Annotated in this window: 15 protein-coding genes; 5 read left to right on the top strand and 10 right to left on the bottom strand. The window is 35.9% G+C overall.

Annotated elements, in window-relative coordinates; translation table 11 throughout:
• Position 1: 1 nt before the first annotated feature.
• Positions 2-679 carry a monofunctional biosynthetic peptidoglycan transglycosylase gene (gene mtgA, locus G508_RS0114890; RefSeq protein WP_026706066.1) on the bottom strand — a complete coding sequence of 226 codons (678 nt, stop codon included), beginning with the start codon at positions 677-679 and terminating at the stop codon, positions 2-4.
• A 165-nt stretch (positions 680-844) separates the two neighbouring features.
• On the bottom strand, positions 845-1,960 hold the full coding sequence (locus G508_RS0114880) for an NAD(P)/FAD-dependent oxidoreductase (protein WP_026706065.1): 1,116 nt from the start codon (positions 1,958-1,960) through the stop codon (positions 845-847).
• 282 nt (positions 1,961-2,242) lie between these two features.
• On the opposite strand from G508_RS0114880, the gene G508_RS0114875 reads away from it, so the two are divergent.
• The 4 genes from G508_RS0114875 to G508_RS0114855 all read left to right on the top strand — a co-directional run bounded on the left by G508_RS0114875 (position 2,243) and on the right by G508_RS0114855 (position 9,662).
• Complete coding sequence (locus G508_RS0114875) at positions 2,243-3,412, top strand: hypothetical protein (protein WP_026706064.1); 1,170 nt, start codon at positions 2,243-2,245, stop codon at positions 3,410-3,412.
• A gap of 509 nt (positions 3,413-3,921) precedes the next feature.
• Positions 3,922-5,826 (top strand): S9 family peptidase, encoded by a 1,905-nt coding sequence (locus G508_RS0114865; RefSeq protein WP_035694922.1) that lies wholly within the window; start codon positions 3,922-3,924, stop codon positions 5,824-5,826.
• Positions 5,827-5,936: 110 nt separating this feature from the next.
• The gene (locus tag G508_RS0114860; RefSeq protein ID WP_026706062.1) at positions 5,937-7,130 is read left to right on the top strand and encodes a C1 family peptidase; all 1,194 of its coding nucleotides are present in this window, start codon (positions 5,937-5,939) and stop codon (positions 7,128-7,130) included.
• A gap of 108 nt (positions 7,131-7,238) precedes the next feature.
• The gene (locus tag G508_RS0114855; protein ID WP_026706061.1) at positions 7,239-9,662 is read left to right on the top strand and encodes a hybrid sensor histidine kinase/response regulator; all 2,424 of its coding nucleotides are present in this window, start codon (positions 7,239-7,241) and stop codon (positions 9,660-9,662) included.
• Here G508_RS0114855 and G508_RS0114850 read toward each other — a convergent pair.
• The 8 genes from G508_RS0114850 to pdxA form a co-directional block, all read right to left on the bottom strand.
• A complete protein-coding gene (locus G508_RS0114850) occupies positions 9,654-10,988 on the bottom strand; it encodes a sigma-54-dependent transcriptional regulator (protein ID WP_026706060.1) in 1,335 nt (444 codons plus the stop codon). The two genes, G508_RS0114855 and G508_RS0114850, sit on opposite strands and share 9 nt — an antisense overlap.
• Positions 10,989-11,116: 128 nt before the next feature.
• A complete protein-coding gene (locus tag G508_RS0114845; RefSeq protein WP_026706059.1) occupies positions 11,117-11,413 on the bottom strand; it encodes a hypothetical protein in 297 nt (98 codons plus the stop codon).
• A 251-nt stretch (positions 11,414-11,664) separates the two neighbouring features.
• Positions 11,665-13,011, bottom strand: a complete 1,347-nt coding sequence (gene accC, locus G508_RS0114840; RefSeq protein ID WP_026706058.1) for an acetyl-CoA carboxylase biotin carboxylase subunit — start codon at positions 13,009-13,011, stop codon at positions 11,665-11,667.
• Positions 13,012-13,110: 99 nt separating this feature from the next.
• A complete protein-coding gene (accB, locus tag G508_RS0114835; protein WP_026706057.1) occupies positions 13,111-13,596 on the bottom strand; it encodes an acetyl-CoA carboxylase biotin carboxyl carrier protein in 486 nt (161 codons plus the stop codon).
• Positions 13,597-13,630: 34 nt separating this feature from the next.
• Positions 13,631-14,620: a beta-ketoacyl-ACP synthase III gene (locus tag G508_RS0114830; protein WP_026706056.1), complete on the bottom strand. Its 990-nt coding sequence runs from the start codon at positions 14,618-14,620 to the stop codon at positions 13,631-13,633.
• 163 nt (positions 14,621-14,783) lie between these two features.
• Positions 14,784-14,978 (bottom strand): 50S ribosomal protein L32, encoded by a 195-nt coding sequence (gene rpmF / locus G508_RS0114825; RefSeq protein ID WP_007137315.1) that lies wholly within the window; start codon positions 14,976-14,978, stop codon positions 14,784-14,786.
• 9 nt (positions 14,979-14,987) lie between these two features.
• Complete coding sequence (locus tag G508_RS0114820) at positions 14,988-15,530, bottom strand: YceD family protein (protein WP_026706055.1); 543 nt, start codon at positions 15,528-15,530, stop codon at positions 14,988-14,990.
• A gap of 83 nt (positions 15,531-15,613) precedes the next feature.
• Complete coding sequence (gene pdxA / locus G508_RS0114815; RefSeq protein ID WP_026706054.1) at positions 15,614-16,660, bottom strand: 4-hydroxythreonine-4-phosphate dehydrogenase PdxA; 1,047 nt, start codon at positions 16,658-16,660, stop codon at positions 15,614-15,616.
• 59 nt (positions 16,661-16,719) lie between these two features.
• Here pdxA and G508_RS0114810 point away from each other — a divergent pair, with 59 nt between their 5' ends.
• The gene (locus tag G508_RS0114810; RefSeq protein ID WP_026706053.1) at positions 16,720-17,310 is read left to right on the top strand and encodes a riboflavin synthase; all 591 of its coding nucleotides are present in this window, start codon (positions 16,720-16,722) and stop codon (positions 17,308-17,310) included.
• The last annotated feature ends 96 nt before the right edge of the window (positions 17,311-17,406 follow it).

Genomic DNA, 17,406 nt, shown 5'->3' with positions numbered 1-17,406 from the left:
CTCAATATTCTAGTTTCACATAACGCATGTGTTTCATGATCCTGCTTTTTCGTCTTTCGGTATAACCTGAGGAATTACTCGCTTTGAATTTTCTAGGATTTGGAAGTATTGCCGCAATTCCCGCCGCTTCTCTTTTGGATAAATTGTCGGCTTTTTTTCCATACCAATGATTCGCAGCGGCTTCAATGCCATAAACGCCACTTCCCATTTCAATGCTGTTGAGATAGACTTCCATGATCCGTTCCTTTCCCCAAATCAACTCAATCAAAACAGTGAAATAAGCTTCAAGACCTTTTCGTATATAACTTCTGCCTTGCCAAAGAAAGACATTTTTTGCAGTTTGTTGCGAAATCGTGCTTCCCCCTTTTAGTCTTTTTCCTTTCTCATTGTTTTCCATTGCTTTTTCAATCGCATTAAAATCGAAACCATAATGCGTGAGGAAATTGGCGTCTTCACTGGCAATTACTGCCTTTTGAATGTTTGGAGAAATTTCTTCTAACGGAACCCAATCATGACTGCAGGTCATTTCCTTTCCGTCCGATTTTTGTTCCAATGCACGAATTCCCATCAGAGGTGTGAACGGAACTGGGACAAATTTGAATAACACCACTAAAAAAGTAGAAATCACGAAGAAGTAAAGCATCGCTTTCCACAAGAATCTGAATATTTTTTTTATCATAAATATGTTTTAAAATTCCAATCTACAATTTCCAAAAAACAAATAAATTTCAATTTTATAAATCTCAAATCCTTTGATAACGCATAAAATTCGGTTTCTAGGTTTCGAAAATTGAAATTTCTAGTTTTGGAGCTTATTTGTTTTTTGGAAATTGCTTTTTGGAATTTATCCAACTAATTCCGCTAATTCCTTACCAATCAAACTACCAATTGCAACTCCCATTCCTCCTAACCTCACGCCACAATACACATTTTCGGAGATTTGCTCCACAATGGGTTTTTTGCTCGAACCCATTCCCATGATGCCACTCCAACGGTGTTCGATTTCGAATTCCTGGTTAGGCAAAATTACTTCTTTTAGCAATTGCTCCAACCTGTTTTGGATGATTTCTGTTTCGCCGAATTCGGTTGTGGTTTCACCTTCGAAATCGAGGTTTCGGCCTCCGCCAAATAATATCCGGTCGCCGATATTCCGGAAATAATAATAGCCTTTGTCCAGATGAAACGTTCCTTTGATGTCGAGATTTGGAATAGGTTTCGTAATCAGAACCTGTGCTCTTGCTGGTTTTACGGCTCCGTTGGTCAGCGAATTTGCAAAACCATTCGTGGCAAAAAGCAGTTTTTTAGTTTGGAAGGTAAAATCTCCAAGTGCCACTTCTACTCCATTAGAATTCTCGTGATAAGAAGTAACGGTTTGCTGGTTTAAGATTAAAATATCCTGCGAAACCGCCATTTTCAACAAGGCCTGCATCATATTTCCCGTATCGATTTGGGCTTCAAACGGGTTGTAATACAAATATTCGTTTACGTTCTGGAATCCAAAACGGTCAATTTGTTTGGCAAAAACTTCCGCCTTGAAAAGTGGTTTCAGGATTTCGTTTACGAAAGGCATTTTGGAAGTACATTCCTGTAAACTACTTTCATCCTCCTGCAAAAACAATTCATATCCGCCATAAGGTTTGAAATCTATCGTAGCATCGCCCAATCTTTTTCGTAGCAATTGCAAACCTTGCCAACGCTTTTGAATCAGCTGAATCACTTCTTCCTCTGAATGTGATTTTAAATCATCGATGATTTCCGAAAGGCTTCCAAAACACGCAAAACCTGCATTTTTGGTACTGGCTCCTTGTGGCAACATTCCTTTTTCGAGCACCAAAATCTTACTTTCTGGGAATTTTTCACGCAAGTTTAAAGCTGTATGAAGCCCGACGATACCGCTGCCTACAATGGCATAATCAACATTTGTGAACCAGTTTTTTAGTTCCCAATAACTTAGATTCATTTTGGAGTATTTTGAAAAACAAATTTAGTGGATTTTGGTTTTGATTGAAGATTTTTGAATAGCGATTTTTGATTTTGGAAGTTGTTGGGATTTTTTATGGGTTTTACGGAAAACCGTAATGAGGGGTTGTTTTGGGGTTGTAGGTTTGTAATTGTTATGGAAAAGAGTACTTTAGTACAAAATAAAATTAACTTTTATATCGGATAACAATCTTGATTTGGCTGTATAGGCGAAAGTTTGTTTCTGGTATATGTAAGTTATGGCAAACCTTTTAGCACCGATATGGATATACCGAAGTTTCTTAAGGATATAATAGATAATATTTCGATTGCTAATGTATTCGAGTGGCTGGCCGAAATTCCTTTATTTTTAGCACGTCCAAAGTATTTTTATAGATTATTTATAGCAAAAGGGCTTCCTCATCAAGCGAGCAAAGTAATATTTTATACGCTTCTTTTACTATTAGTGCATTTTGGTTTTTCTTCACCTTCCTATGAAGCTGGTTATAAAGCGATTTATGTCATACTAATGTTGATAATGCCTTTTTGCATAATAAACTCTCTTACTCTAAAACTGACAAACAAATATTTTGTTTTTTGGCATATATTTTCCTATTGTTATATAATTGGGACTCTTTATTTTATCCCAATTTTAATTTTCTCAAACCTTTTCCTAAAAACAGAAAACTATACTTTCTATTTTATTTCTAACCTAACAAATGCAATACTGTTTTTTTCGATATTATTTCTTCTTCCAATAGCACTTACTAAAAATTTTAAAAAAGCAATTTTAGCAATATTATTAAATATCTGCTTTGTAAATGTGTTTCTTGTCTCCTTAGGACTTATTATTAAAGATAACTATTCAAACGTGGTCGATTTCGACCCAATAATGAATGAATTATTTCATATTACTGACGATATAAAATCCTATCCAGGTAAACCCAAGTATTATCGGATTGAGGTTGACTATGATAGCAATAAAACAATAAGGTCAATCTGTTTTGAAGATAACGATACTGTGAAGATATATGGCCCCGAGCATTTGAAAGTATTGCGTGAATTATATAGAACGAATGTGAAAATCTTAGATAGTCTCCGTCCAAAACTGATTTTCAACAGGAATAAGAAAATTTCAAAAAAATTTTCCGATCACTACAAACTTTTTAATACTTATTTCGACTATGAACCAAATCCTGAAACAATTTTTAGAACAGAAGAATCAATCTCAAAGAAAGACAAGACGTTGAAAAAGAAAGTTATATTTTATGAAATCGAAGATGTTTATTTCAAAAACTATTACGATTTTAGAAAAGATATAGACGATATTGTCGCAATGAATGATTATGCGACTACCCCAACATATTTTTTTGGAATAATTACTTACCCTATTAATTTGATTTTAGAATATTCGGATATTAAAACTACTGAAGAGATGACTATACAGTTTTAAGACTGTTAGATGAACTGTGTAAAAACATTCAATAGATGTTCTCTTTTACAAAACGATAGCTTGGATTTATAATTCCGCTTCAAAAGTCCTAGCTCTGCGAAGTCTATCGACTTCACACTCAATACAACTAAAAAAATTAAAGATAATCTGGTTTGAAGTAGAGAGACTTCGCAGAGCAAGGAAGTAGATTTTGTGATTGCTTCCTTCGTCGTAATTACAATATTTAACTTAAAGGAAATTCTCCTTAGGTAAAGTATTATTTCATACGTTCGCTCGTAAGGGATTACTTCGTCCGTTCGTTAGCGTGAGGGATTGAAGTGGAAATCCTTTTCTTTTTTTTCTTTAAAAAAAGAAAAGATTGGGAACGGAAAGCCCGACAGCATTTTCAAAAAGGCTATGGACAAACTGAATTTGCCTTTTTGAAAAGGGTGGCACGCCCAAATTATCCTGATCCTCTTGATGCACTGCTAAATTATACTTACTTTTAAGCCCTTGTAAAAACCTGAATTATGAATAGAAAATTTTTGCTTTTAATTATAAGTATGATGAGTATGAATGCTGTTGCACAAAACGTGATGAAACCTGAATTGTTGTGGAAACTGGGACGTGTTTCGGCACTTGGAATATCGAAAGATAATAAAAATATTGTCTATAAAGTTTCGATTCCTTCGGTGGAAGAAAACAAATCGAATTCTAAATTTTATACCATTCCGGTAAACGGCGGAAATGCGGTTGAAATTACCGATTATGCCTCACTTTTGAAGGATAAGGGGTTTTCATCTGATGGAAGATGGTATGTTTACAGCGAAGAAGTGAAAATTGAAAAAGTACTTGGAAAAGATTATTATCCTGCTTTAGACAAATCGGAAGTTCAAGTTTATGATGCTTTGGATTACCGCCATTGGGACACTTGGAACGAGGGGAAACACAACCACGTTTTCTATAAAGAATATAAAAAAGATGCCGTTGGGATTGACATCATGAAGGACGAACCTTTTGATAGTCCACAGAAGCCTTTTGGTGGTGATGAGGATTTTATTTGGTCGCCTGACGGTTCGAAAATCATCTATGTTTCGAAGAAAAAAGTGGGAACGGAATATGCCATTTCAACCAATACGGATTTGTATGAGTATGATTTGGCTTCGAAAACCACAAAGAATGTAACCGAAAGTAATTTGGGTTATGATACAGCTCCACAATTTTCGCCCGACGGAAATTTAACGTGGTTGCAAATGAAACGCGACGGTTATGAAGCCGATAAAAATGATATCATCGTCCGTTTTAAAGGAATGGACATCAACCTGACTGCTGGTTGGGACGGAACGGTAGATGCTTTTACTTGGAGTGCCGATGGAAAGAAAGTCTATTTTTTGGCTCCAGTTGACGGAACTAAACAATTGTTTGAAGTGAATTTTCCTGGTTTGACCAGAATTGCCATTACGGTAAATCAACTTACAAAAGGTGATTTTGATGTAAATGAAATTGTAGGTTTTTCAGGTTCTTCGGTGATTGTGACCCGAACGGATATGAACCATGCTTCGGAGATTTTTTCTTTTGATTTGAAGAAAAACAGTTGGAAACAATTGACAAAAGTGAACGATGAAACCTACAGTAAATTGGCTTTAAGCAAAACCGAAAGACGTTATGTTACCACAACCGACGGTAAAAAAATGTTGGTTTGGGTAGTGTTTCCGCCAAATTTTGACCCAAATAAAAAATACCCAACCTTATTATATTGCCAAGGTGGACCACAAAGTGCCTTGACGCAATTTTATTCTTTCCGCTGGAATTTTCAAGTAATGGCTGCTCAAGGGTATATTATTGTGGCTCCGAACCGTCGTGGAATGCAAGGTCACGGTGTAGAATGGAACGAGCAAATCAGCAAGGATTGGGGCGGACAAGTGATGCAGGATTATCTTTCGGCTATTGATGATGTTGCCAAAGAAAAATATGTGGATAGCAAACGATTAGGTGCCATTGGAGCGAGTTATGGTGGGTATTCTGTTTTCTATTTGGCAGGAATCCACAACAACCGTTTCAAGACGTTTATTTCGCATTGTGGTGTTTTCAACTTGGAAAGCATGTACGGAACAACCGAGGAAGTTTTCTTCAATAACTGGGACCACGGTGGTGCTTATTGGGAAAAGGACAATGCGGTTGCTCAAAAAACGTTCTCGCAATTCAACCCTATCAAAATGGTGGAAAAATGGAATACTCCTATCTTAATCATTCAAGGCGGAAAAGATTATAGAGTTCCAATCGGGCAAGGACAAGAGGCTTTCCAAGCTGCTCAACTGAGAGGTATCAAAAGCAGGTTTGTATTGTTTCCTGATGAAAACCACTGGGTGTTAAAACCTCAGAATGCACAGGTTTGGCAAGGTGAATTTTTTAGATGGTTGAAGGAGACGTTGTAATTATTTGAAAGTTTCTTCTTTCAAACCAACTAAAATACTGTTAAAATAGCCGTTTCCTTGTAACAATTCTTATTTTTACGAACTTATAAAAAAAATTCAAACTACTAGATATGTATACAACTTCTATCAAACCGTTTTTACTTGCTGCAACTATGTTTGCTTCTGTAACAACATTTGCACAAGACAATCTTGTCAACTCACTTAAAGTAAATGCCAGCGAAAACAGCAAGGCTTCGTTTAAATTTACTGATGTGATCAACCTTGAAAATACTTCTGTAAAAAACCAAGGATCATCTGGAACGTGTTGGAGCTATGCCGCCAATTCCTTCATCGAATCAGAAATGGTGAGAATGGGGAAAAAACCGGTTGAAATTTCCCAAATCTATTCGGCCAGAAATACCTATATTGAAAAAGGAAGAATGTATGTTCGTATGCACGGTGCCGTGACACTTGGAGACGGTGGCGCTTTGCATGATGTGATGAACATGTATAAAAAATATGGTGCTGTTCCGCAATCGGTTTATACCGGTTTGAATTATGGTACCGATAAGAATAAATTTGGTGAAATGGGAGCCTTGACACAAGGACTTTTAGAAGCTGTTGTAAAAAATCCAAACGGACAATTGACACCAAACTGGGAAACCGCTTACACCGCCGTGATTGATTCTTATTTAGGTCAAGCACCAAAATCATTCGATTATAACGGAAAAAAATATACTCCTGAGAGTTTTGCGAAGGAAATTATCGGAATCAATCCTGATGATTACGTAGAAATTTCTTCTTTCCAAGAATATCCTTATTATACTAAAAATGTACTTTTGGTTCCAGACAACTGGTCATTGGATCAAGTATATAATGTAAAGATGAACGAACTTACAGACATTATCGATAATGGTTTGAAAAACGGATATTCTGTAGCTTGGGCTGGAGATGTGAGCGAAAAAACATTCAGCTGGAAAAACGGTGTTGCCTTTGTATCGGATAAAAAATTTGATGACATGACAGCTGAAGAAAAGGCTGATTTGTTTAATGGTCCAAAAAAAGAGCAAATTACTACCGAAGCCATGCGTCAGCAAGCTTTTGACAATTATACCACTACGGATGACCACGGAATGCATATCGTTGGACTTTCGAAAGACCAAAACGGCAAAGAATACTATATCGTTAAAAATTCTTGGGGCGAAAGCAACGACTACAAAGGCTATTTGTATATGACCAAAGAATTCGTGAAATATAAAACAACGGCAATCATGGTTCACAAAGGCGGAATTCCTAAGGAAATTGCAACAAAATTAAAAGTATAATCTTTTTCGATTATGTAAATTAAATCCCGACTCGTTCGGGATTTTTTGTTTTTAATATTTTAACAATTTATACAAATTAATCCTTTTTCTAATTTTTATCTTTGGAATATGGATACCAAAAAAAGCTATATCCCGATAAAAGTCTTTGTAAGCTATTTGGCTTTGGCGGCTTTGGTGATAGTAGCCGGATGGATTTTATATACTGAAAACAGTGTCTTTTCATCAACAGAAAATAAATTGGCTTCAGAAAACAATAAGATTCTTAAAGTAAGTAATTTGCTTTCGAACATGTATAAGACCGAGAGCTTTTCGAGAGTCACCATACAATCCAACTCCGAAACGGATTTCCAGAAATATTTGGAACAAACCGATTCGCTTAAAGCGGAAATCGATTCCTTGAAGACACTCATCACCAACAACTACCAAATTACGCTTTTGGACAGTGTGAAAATGCTTCTTTCCCAAAAAACCGAAAACATCCGGCAGCTCCAAACCATAAAAAACCAATCGAATGATGATGAGGCCGTTCAAAAAGCCATCAACAAGATTACCTATATGGAAGGCACGTTGAGAAAGCTGAATCTCAATGATTTCTTCAAGGATCCTTCTTCGCTAAAGGAGTATGAAAAAAAGGTCTACTCTGATTTTGTGGATTATATGAATAAGAATATTCCAAGCGACAGTACCAACACATTGACCCAAAAAGCACTCGACTCTATGCTTATTGCCTCAAAGGCGGCCTTGAGCGATGTGGTTCGGAAAACCTCTAAAAAGCAGGAATCCTTAAACATCCAAGAGAATGAATTGTTGCAAAACGAGCTTACAATCTCTGAACAGCTTCGAAAAATTCTAAGCATCATCGAACGCGAAATCATCATCAATACCACAAAGAGCAATGCTGAAAAAGAAGCCGCTTTGAACAAAACCAACGAAGTAGTTTCTATTGCTGCAGGAGTTGGATTTGTATTGACGATTTTCTTCTCCATTCTAATTTTGAACGATTTCTCCAAAACCCAATCCTATAAAAATCAGTTGGAAGTAGCCAATTCCAAAACGAAAACCTTGCTAAAAAATCGAGAACAATTGATTTCGACCGTTAGTCATGATTTAAAAACGCCTTTGAGTACTATTGTTGGTTATGCAGAATTATTAAGCAATTCTGACCTCAACAACAAACAATCCTATTATACTAAAAACATAAAGGGTTCATCGGAGTATATTTCGCAACTTGTTCAGGATTTGCTGGATTTTACGCAAATTGAAGCGGGAAAAATAACTATCGAGCATATTCCTTTTTCATTGAAAGAAATCATCCATGAGGTTGGAAAAAGCATACAATCGGTTTACGAACAAAAAAATCTTGAACTGATATTAAACATTGACAAGAAGCTCAACCAAAGAATTGTAGGCGATCCCTTCAGATTAAGACAAGTCTTGACCAATCTTATTGGAAATGCTTTTAAGTTTACCGAAAAAGGATTTATAAAAATTGAGGCCATAACCACTGGAAACACTGTCGTGCTTAAAGTTGAAGATTCTGGAATTGGAATTGAAAAAGACAAGCAACAGCTCATTTTTGAGGAATTTACGCAAGCCAATGATGGCATCGAAAAGAAATATGGCGGAACTGGATTAGGCCTGACAATTTCTAAAAAGATGGTGGAAATTTTAGGTGGAAAGCTTTCGCTTCAAAGCGAATTTGGAAAAGGAAGTATCTTCGAAATAACACTTCCGTTGGAATTTGAAAATGCTGCTTTCAAAAAAGAAAAGATTACCGAAATTCCAAAACCGAATAATTTAACCGCGATTGTAGTAGATGACGATGTAAATTTGTTGAATTTGACGGTCGAAGTCTTGAAGCAACACCACTATAATGTGATGCATTTTACAGATGCTAGAGAGGCTTTGAAAACAATCAAAACCAAAAAATTTGACTTTATCGTTACCGATATTCAAATGCCAGAAATGGATGGTTTTACTTTTTTAGAAGCCTTAAAAACACATGAAGATTATAAGCAACAACCCGTTATTGCTGTTACCGGAAGAACTGATTTTGGTGAACACATATATAAAAATGCTGGATTTACAACCGCTCTACGGAAACCGTATTCACCTAAAATCTTGTTGAACGTTATCCATTCTGTTTTTAATAATACTGAAATATCTACTGAGAATGAATGGATTGAAAACGATGAAAAGCAACTATATTCCTTGGCTTCGCTGAAAGCCTTCCTTCCCAATGAAGATGAAGCCTTGAAGGAAGTTTTGATCTCTTTCATTTCTTCATCCTATGAAAATCTGGAGCAGTTGGAAAAGGCTTTTTCGGACAATAACTTGCATACATTCAAGGAAATAGCTCATAAGATGTACCCCATGTTCAAGCAAATTAATGCCCTCGAAATTGCTACTATCCTTGAAGATTTTGAAATAAAAAAATGCTCAGACGATGAAATAAAATTTAATCTGAAAGTGCTACATCTGAAAGTTAAAGAACTTTTCGCCCTTATTCAAAAGGATAATCATCTAGTCTAGATTGTATAATTTCAATTTGTTATAAAGTGTCTTTCTGTTGATTTGAAGCAATTTTGCCGCTTCAGATTTGTTGTTTTGGGTTTTGGCCAAGGCATTAATAATGGTGTCTTTTTCATTATCCGATAAGGAAAAATGAACGTCGCCCTGAGTTTCCTGCTGAAATAATTCTGATGGCAAAACACCTTTTTCAATAAAATCACCTTGCGATAAGAGTGTTGCTCTTTTGATGATATTTTGAAGCTCCCTAAGATTTCCGGGCCATTTATAATTTTGGAAAATCGTCATCACTTCAGATGAAAATCCGATGATGTCTTTGTTCAATTGCTCGTTTGCCTTTTCAAGAAAAAAATCGGCAAAGATCATCAAATCTTCGTTTCGCTCTCTCAACGATGGCGAGTGAATGGAGAATTCATTGATTCTATGGTATAAATCTTCACGGAAATCGCCTTTTTTAACCGCTTCACGCAAATCTTCGTTTGTGGCAGTAATAATCCTTATATCTACCTCTATTTCCTTATTACTTCCTACAGGCTTGATTTTTCGTTCCTGCAAAGCCCTCAAAAGTTGGATTTGATTTTCGTAAGATAGGTTCCCTATTTCATCTAGAAAAATCGTTCCGCCATTTGCTGCTTCAAAATAGCCTACTTTGTCATTAATTGCTCCAGTAAAAGACCCTTTCAAATGACCAAAAAATTCGCTTGCCGCCAATTCTTTTGGAATGGCGCCACAATCTACTGCGATAAAATTATTACCTTTTCGGATACTATTCTCGTGGATGCTTTTGGCAATCACTTCTTTTCCGGTTCCGCTTTCGCCAATAATCAAAACTGACATATTCGTTGGGCTTACCAATTGAATATACTCTGCTAGTTTTTTTGAAGCTGGTGAAATTCCCGTAATAAATTCGCTCTTTGAAGTGGTTTTTTTAGGTTTAGGGAGTGGTTTTTCTTTTACCACTTCAACGGTTTCAGTTTGAAGTGCATTTGAAACTACCAATAAAACTTCTTCTGGATTAAAAGGTTTAGAAATATAATCCGAAGCTCCATTCTTGATTGCTTTCACGGCAGTATTCACATCGGAATAACCTGTCATCAGGATTACTGGAATTTGGGGAAAATCTTTCTTGAATTCTGCCATTAATTCTATTCCGTCATAATTGGGCAATCTTAAATCGGTAATAATCAAGTCAAAACTATCCGATTTAACTTTAGCTTTTGCCTCTTCAGCTGAAAATGCAGTTGCCACAACATAATCTTTTCTTGTAAGAAAGCTTTCAAGCATCTTACAAAAAGAAACATCATCTTCAACCAATAGGATTTTTGACATAGGGGGTTCTAACTTTAAGGCTAATATAAAATTATTAAACGTGTTTTTTCTTAAAAAAGTTCTAAAAAAAAGAGAGATCCACTGAGTGAATCTCTCTTAACAAAAACAAAATCATAAGTTACCCTAACTTATTTCTTTATCCAGTTTCCATTGGCATCCGCATAAACAGTAGCCTTCTGGTCTATAACTGTAATATCTAATTTATACTCTTTATTTGAGTTTACATATGCTTTTTCAAGTTTCGCATCAGGATAGGATGTTTTCAATGCGGTTTTAACGGCCTCTGGCAATTCTGCTGTGGTAATCTCTTTGAAATCTTCCTGAACAAAAGCATTATTTCCAAAATTTAACGTTGGTGCTGTTGTGGTTGCAATTGAAGCAAAACTTCCCATAACTATTACTATCGATAAAAATAACTTTTTCATATTTGGGGATATTTGAATTGTTATACTTGCTTGTTATTTAGTGTAATGAAATTATTGTGCCAAAAGCATATAAGCAACTTCAATTAGGCCAAAAGCCTTATCCTTAAAGGATCTTTAAAATTTATACAAAAAAAATAATCTTGATAAAATTGTAGAATTTGAGCAACATGATGTGTAAAAATTACCCAACTCAGCAACAAAATCAATTCGCAATAAAAAACCCCACATTGCTGTAGGGTTTTAAAAATCTTTTATTTTGGATCGTTCATTTTGAAATCGTCCATAAACGCTGTGGTATAATCACCGGCAACATATCTTGGATCGTCCATCAATTGTCTGTGGAACGGAATTGTTGTTTTGATTCCTTCGATGACGAATTCATCCAAAGCACGTTTCATCTTGTTGATTGCTTCTTCTCTGGTTTGAGCCGTTGTAATCAACTTTGCAATCATCGAATCATAATTTGGTGGAATGGTATATCCTGAATAAACGTGAGTATCCAAACGAACACCGTGACCTCCCGGAGTATGCAAAGTTGTAATTTTTCCTGGAGACGGGCGGAAATCGTTATAAGGATCTTCCGCATTGATACGGCATTCGATAGCGTGAAGCTGTGGCAAATAGTTTCTTCCAGAAATTGGAATACCTGCTGCAACCATAATTTGCTCACGAATCAAATCATAATCAATAACTTGTTCTGTAATTGGATGCTCTACTTGGATACGAGTGTTCATTTCCATAAAGTAGAAATTTCTGTGTTTATCAACCAAAAATTCTACTGTTCCAGCACCTTCATATTTGATGTATTCTGCAGCTTTAACGGCAGCTTCACCCATTCTCTGACGTAATTCATCGGTCATAAAAGGAGAAGGCGTTTCTTCTGTCAATTTTTGGTGACGTCTTTGAACCGAACAATCTCTTTCAGAAAGGTGGCATGCTTTTCCGTAAGAATCACCTACAACTTGGATTTCGATATGACGTGGCTCTTCGATAAGTTTTTCCATGTACATTCCGTCGTTTCCAAATGCTGCAGCCGCTTCTTGACGAGCACTTTCCCATGCTTTAAGCAAATCTTCTTCTTTCCAGATGGCTCTCATTCCTTTTCCACCACCACCTGCAGTTGCCTTCATCATAACAGGATATCCTATTTCTTTGGCTACTTTTTTGGCTTGTTCAAAATCTTCTAGAATTCCTTCAGAACCAGGAACACATGGAACTCCGGCTTCAATCATAGTGGACTTGGCTGTTGCCTTATCTCCCATTTTATCAATCATCTCTGGAGAAGCACCAATGAATTTGATACCATGCTCCTGACAGATTTTCGAAAATTTAGCATTTTCAGAAAGAAAACCGTAACCTGGGTGAATTGCATCAGCATTTGTAATCTCTGCTGCTGCAATGATATTTGACATTTTCAAGTAGGATAAATTACTTGGCGGAGGTCCGATACAAACCGCTTCGTCTGCAAATTTAACGTGAAGACTTTCTGCATCGGCTGTAGAATAAACGGCAACGGTTTTGATGCCCATTTCTCTACACGTCCTGATGATGCGAAGTGCAATCTCACCTCTATTGGCAATTAATATTTTTTTAAACATCTTATTTTTTTTTAAAATTCAAAAAACAAATCCCAAAAAACAAATCCTACAAGACAATCTTACCTTGGGATTTGGAATTTAAAATATTGGAATTTAAAATTATGATGGATCTACTAAAAATAATGGTTGATCAAATTCTACTGGAGACATATCGTCAACAAGAATTTTTACGATTTTACCTGAAACTTCAGATTCAATTTCGTTGAAAAGTTTCATTGCTTCGATTACACAAAGAACATCTCCTTTTCCGATTGAGCTTCCAACTTCAACAAAAACTGGTTTGTCTGGAGATGGTTTTCTGTAGAAAGTTCCAATAATTGGAGATTTAATGGTAATGTATTTTGAAGTGTCATCAGCTGCTGGAGCTGCTGGAGCCGCTGGTGTAGCTGGAGCTTGTTGAGGTGCTGCTGGAGCTTGTGGCAATGCTTGTTGGATTGGCGCTTGCTGCAAATAAGTAATCTCTGGAGTATTTCCTTCTAAAGTTGTTCTGATCGTGATTTTCACATTGTCAACTTCTAATTTTACTTCAGCAACTCCCGTGTTTGCTACAAATTTGATTAGGTTTTGAATTTCTTTTAAATCCATGATATCTTATTTTTAGTTATAGTTTGTTCGTAATTTAGTAAGCCCACTTTAAATAGATCGATCCCCATGTGAATCCACCTCCAAAAGCAGCAAAAATGATATTATCGCCTTTCTTGAATTTTTTCTCGAAATCAAATAATACTAATGGCAAAGTTCCAGAAGTAGTGTTTCCATATCGTTCGATATTTACCAATACCTTATCGTCTTCTAAACCAATTCGGCTTGCGGTTGCATCAATAATCCTTCTATTTGCTTGATGTGCAACTAACCAGTTTACATCGTCTTTTGTAAGATTATTGCGTTCGAGAATTTTTTCACTAACGTCAGCCATTCCAGAAACGGCATATTTATAAACGGTTTTTCCGTCTTGATAAACGGTATGTTGTTTATTGGCAACAGTTTCGGCAGAAGCTGGAAGTATAGAACCCCCTGCATCAATTTTCAAAAATTCTCTTCCAATTCCGTCACTTCTCAAAAATTCATCCTGAATTCCTAATCCGTCATAATTTGGTTCAAATAAAACGGCTCCTGCACCATCTCCAAAGATGATACAAGTTGCACGATCAGTATAATCAATGATCGACGACATTTTATCGGCTCCAATTAATAATACTTTTTTATATTTTCCTGATTGTATGAATGCTGAAGCTGATGACATTCCGAATAAAAATCCAGAACATGCTGCCTGAAGATCATATCCAAAGGCATTTGTTGCACCAATTTCTGTGGCAACATAAACGGCAGTTGAAGCTACCGGTAAATCTGGTGTAGTGGTGGCAAGGATAACCAAATCGATCTCTAATGGATCGATATTTCCTTTAGCCATTAAATCTTGGGCTGCTTTTATAGCAAGGTAGGAAGTTCCTAAACCCTCACCTTTTAATATCCTTCTTTCTTTGATTCCTGTTCTTGAAGTGATCCATTCGTCGTTTGTATCGACCATGGTTTCAAGGAGTTTGTTTGTTAAAACAAAATCGGGAACATATCCTCCGACAGCAGTAATTGCGGCTGTAATTGTACTCATAGGGATGCTTGTTTGTTTTCTGAAAATCAGATCAGAAAAGTTGTTGAAATTACAAAAAATTTCTAAACCTTAATGTTTTGAATCCAGTTATTTAACACTAAAGTTTTAAACAACAAAAAAAACTCTCACGGGGGAGAGTTTAAATTTTAACTGCTAAAATGTATTATGCAACAGCAACAGACTTGTCGATAACAACTTGTCCTCTGTAGTACATTTTACCTTCATGCCAGTAAGCTCTGTGGTATAAATGTGCTTCTCCAGTTATTGGACAAGTAGCGATTTGAGCAACTGTAGCTTTGTAATGAGTTCTTCTCTTATCTCTTCTTGTTTTCGAGATTTTTCTTTTAGGATGTGCCATTTTACTATATTATTTATCCGTTAATAGTTGTTTTAATTTGTCCCAACGTGGGTCGATATTCTCTTCTTCTTTAACCTCTTTCTTTTTTTCTTTGACTGTAAGTTCCTTTAGCTTTTTCAAGGCTTCGGTATCTAAACTTCCGTCTTTTATTCCTGGATGAACCCGTTTTAATGGAATCGAGAGTACAATCATTTCATAGATATATTGACTTATATCAATCTGATGTTCTCCGTGTGGCAATATCAACAATTCATCATTGTCATTGTTGAATTCCTCTCCAAATTGAACCACCAATCTCAATTTGCCTTTCACTGGCATATCAAACATTTCGCTGGTCAAGTCGCAAGGAACATGAACCGTACCTTTGTGCTTAAAATTTACCTCAAGCATCGTACTTTTCTTTTCCAAAACTACATTTACTTTGATATCCGAACTTTCAAAGTCATCATATCCAAAGTGATCAAAGAACTTGTTATTTATTTGATACTCAAACTGGTGTTTTCCTAACTTTAATCCTATAAAAGGAATTAAATATTCATTTAACTGCTTCATGGTATCAACAATTTGTCCCAAACTTGGGAGTGCAAAGATATAAATTTATCGCAAAATCAAAAGGGTTATAAACATTTTTTTGTTTATAAGTGTTTTTCCTTTGTTTTCAATGGTTTCTTACTGATTTCGGCATATTCATTTCTTGATTTGTAAATATCAAGGGCCAAATAAACCGCTTCCTTGAACGAATTATAATCTGCAATTCCTTTTCCTGCAATATCATAAGCCGTTCCATGATCAGGTGAAGTTCGGATTTTATTCAATCCTGCCGTGTAATTCACTCCACTTCCAAAAGACAATGTCTTGAACGGAATCAATCCTTGATCGTGATAGGCTGCGATTACAGCATCGAATTTTTCATACTGGCCACTTCCAAAAAAACCATCGGCAGGATAAGGTCCAAAAACCATCGTCCCTTTTTCGAACATTTTTTTGATGACAGGCTTGATGATTTCGTCGTCTTCTTTTCCAATAACTCCACCGTCTCCAGCATGAGGATTCAATCCTAAAACAGCAATTCTCGGCTTATTAATACTGAAATCTTGAATCAACGATTGTCTTACGGTTTCAATTTTCTGACGAATTAAAGCTTCTGTCAAATGTGAAGCGACTTCATTAACTGGAATATGATCGGTCAACAATCCGACTCTCAAATTATCTTGAACCATCAACATCAAGGCATTCCCTTCCAATTCTTGATTCAGATAATCAGTATGTCCTGGAAATTTAAATTCTTCCGATTGCACATTATATTTATTGATTGGAGCTGTCACCAAGACATCAACCAAACCTTCCTTTAAAGCATTGGTTGCAGCAACGAATGACTTGATTGCATATTTACCAACGGTTTCATCGTTTACACCATACTCTAACGTAAACCCTTCACGCCAAACATTCAAAACGTTGATTTTTCCAGTAAGTATTTGGTCGAGTTTATCAATACCGTGAAGCATTGTGGTCGATTCGAAACTCTTTTTAAGAAAGGAAAGTGTCTTTACATTGGCAAAAATAACCGGTGTACACATTTCGAGCATTCTTGCATCTTCGAATGTTTTCAGTACTATTTCGCTTCCAATACCGTTTAAATCTCCGATTGAAATTCCAACGATTATATTTTCTGCTTTTTTCATTCTCTTCAGGTTATTTATTGCTAATTTTGAAGTGCAAATTTAGTAAAATAAAACAAGAAATGTTTACAGGAATTATAGAATCACTCGGGACGGTGAAAGAAGTCCGAAAAGAAAATGACAATCTGCACCTTACCATCACTTCTTCCATCACAAATGAATTAAAGATCGATCAAAGTGTTTCGCATAATGGCGTTTGCTTGACGGTAGTGGCCTTAAATGAAGATACTTATACGGTAACGGCAATTAGAGAAACAATTGATAAAACCAATATTGGAGATTGGCAAGTTGGAGATGTTGTAAATCTGGAACGTGCTATGAAATTAGGCGATAGATTGGACGGACATATCGTTCAAGGACATGTTGACCAGACGGGAATTTGCAAAAGCGTTGAAAATGCAAACGGAAGTTGGTATTATACATTCGAATACGACGAAAACTGGAACAACATTACCATCGAAAAAGGTTCGATTACCGTTAATGGCGTAAGTTTGACGGTTGTAAATTCGAAGAAAAACGAATTTAGTGTTGCGATTATACCTTATACCTACGAACATACGAATTTTAAGAATTTTAAAATGGGTACGAAAATCAATTTAGAATTTGATGTGGTTGGGAAATATGTGGCGAGATTGCATTCCTTGAGGAATTAATAATCTGTCAATAAATAATTTGATTTAAATACATTTTCAACCCAAAAAAAACTATTTTTACGAAAAATAAGTGCCTAACATTATATGAAAGAAAAG

This window comes from Flavobacterium soli DSM 19725, from assembly GCF_000422705.1.
GTDB lineage: Bacteria > Bacteroidota > Bacteroidia > Flavobacteriales > Flavobacteriaceae > Flavobacterium > Flavobacterium soli.
The sequence above is the reverse complement of the archived record's forward strand: the minus strand, read 5'-3'. Positions and strand labels throughout refer to the sequence as shown.